General features: G+C 68.5%; 2 protein-coding genes. One reads left to right on the top strand and one right to left on the bottom strand.

Features of this window, described 5'->3' with window-relative positions; genetic code table 11:
• Positions 1-113 precede the first annotated feature (113 nt).
• Positions 114-662, top strand: coding sequence for a hypothetical protein (locus tag E6P78_RS32445; RefSeq protein ID WP_136207195.1), 549 nt, complete (start codon positions 114-116; stop codon positions 660-662).
• On the opposite strand, the gene E6P78_RS32440 is transcribed toward E6P78_RS32445, so the two are convergent.
• Complete coding sequence (locus E6P78_RS32440) at positions 619-1,410, bottom strand: IS5 family transposase (RefSeq protein WP_136207194.1); 792 nt, start codon at positions 1,408-1,410, stop codon at positions 619-621. The two genes, E6P78_RS32445 and E6P78_RS32440, sit on opposite strands and share 44 nt — an antisense overlap.
• Positions 1,411-1,677 lie beyond the last annotated feature (267 nt).

Genomic DNA, 1,677 nt, shown 5'->3' with positions numbered 1-1,677 from the left:
AGACGCTGTTGTCTTTCCGGGTCTGACGACTGTGTTTTCGCTGGTCATGGGTAGGGGCGGCGTCGGTGTGGGAGTGCTGGGGTGTCGTTTCGTCGCTCTCGAGGAGGTCGCGAATGCCGTCGGTTGTCGGACTGCTGGAACAGCACGAACTTGCCGCTCGTCGTCGTGTGGACGCGCTGCGTGAGGAAGCGGACCGTATCCAGGCCGAGCTCGCGATGGCCGAGCAGGAGTGGTCGGAGTGGACGATCGCCCGCGCGCGTGTCGGTGCGGTGCTGTCCGCGCCGGGCAGTGACTCGGCCGGCGTGGTTGCCACCGACGTGCCAGAGGGTGTTGTGACGGGAGCCGAGGTGCAGGCGTCTGCGCCTCTGGTGGTGAAGGCGAGGTCACAGGTTCCGATGTGGCGCGAGGGGCTGGCCGGGACGGCACTGTCGGTGGACTACCAGCGCATCCTGGTCGCGATCGAGGATCGGGTCCGTCTCGGTCAAGGGCCGCTGACCTGTCAGGAGATGGCCGCCGCGTTCGGCATGGATGTGGTGCCGGCCAAGGTGGAGGGGCTGCGGTCGAAGGCGAAACGCCTGGTCGCGCGGGGCTGGCTGGCCGAGCCGGCACCGGGCCGGTTCACCCTCGCGCGGAGCGTGAACGGGCCAGGCGGCGGGTCATGACCATGATCATCGACCAGTAGATCATCGCCTCGGCGCTGCTGGTGCATCGTTCGAAGTCACGCACCAGGCGGCGGCTTCGCATCAGGTGCGCGAAGAGCCGCTCGACGATCCACCGCTTGGGCAGCACCACGAAGCCGCGCATGTCGTCGCTCCGCTTAACGATGGCCAGGACCAGCGCGAGCACGGCCAGGCAGTGCTCGACGAGACTGCCGGTGTATCCGCCGTCGGCCCAGACGAGCTCCAGCCGGTGATGAGCGTCGGTCACCCGCTCAAGCAGCACCTTCGCGGCAGCGCGGTCACCAATATCCGCCGCGGTGACCATCACGCCCAGCAGCAGGCCGAGGGTGTCGACGACCACGTGCCGTTTGCGGCCGTTGATCAGCTTGCCGCCGTCGAAGCCGCGGCTGTCGGCGCCGACGACGGCGTCCGCCTTGACGGACTGCGAGTCGATCACGCCGGCCGTCGGTTCCGCATCCCGCCCCGCCTCCTCGCGGACCCGGCCGCGCAGCCGGTCGTGGAACTCCCTGACCAGCACGTGGTCGCGCCAGCGGCGGAAGAACGCATAGACCCGGTCCCACGGCGGGAAGTCGGCCGGCATGGCCCGCCACTTGATCCCGTTGTCGACGAGATAGCGGATCGCGTCCAGTATCGCCCGGTGACAGTACGCCTCCGGCTGCCCGCCCCGGCCCCGCATCCAGCCCGGCACCGGCAGCAGCGGCCGGACCACAGACCACTCCGCGTCCGTCATGTCCGAGGGATACCGCCGAACACGCTCCGGATGGTCGGCCGCATTCCCGAACCGGTGAGCGACACAATCGCACGACAGAGCAGGCGAGTTGAACTCCACCGGCGCGAGCACGTACAACTGCGGCAACAGGGCCTCCTGGATCTCGGTTGGCTTCGCAACCCCGAGCTACCAAGAGGCCCTGCCTTCATGCCCGCAGCCAGCCACGGTCACCCGAACGAGACTCCCGTTCGACGCCCACCCCTCACGATCGGAACGACAACAGCTACT

The sequence above is a fragment of the Streptomyces sp. A0958 genome (assembly GCF_004795035.1).
In the GTDB taxonomy this organism is placed as follows: domain Bacteria; phylum Actinomycetota; class Actinomycetes; order Streptomycetales; family Streptomycetaceae; genus Streptomyces.
Note: the sequence above shows the minus strand (reverse complement) of the source record. Positions and strands in the feature narration are given on the sequence as shown.

Coding starts and splice junctions, on each gene's coding strand:
- E6P78_RS32445 (WP_136207195.1), top strand. CDS start 114: ATGCCGTCGGTTGTCGGACTGCTGGAACAGCACGAACTTGCCGCTCGT.
- E6P78_RS32440 (WP_136207194.1), bottom strand. CDS start 1,410: ATGACGGACGCGGAGTGGTCTGTGGTCCGGCCGCTGCTGCCGGTGCCG.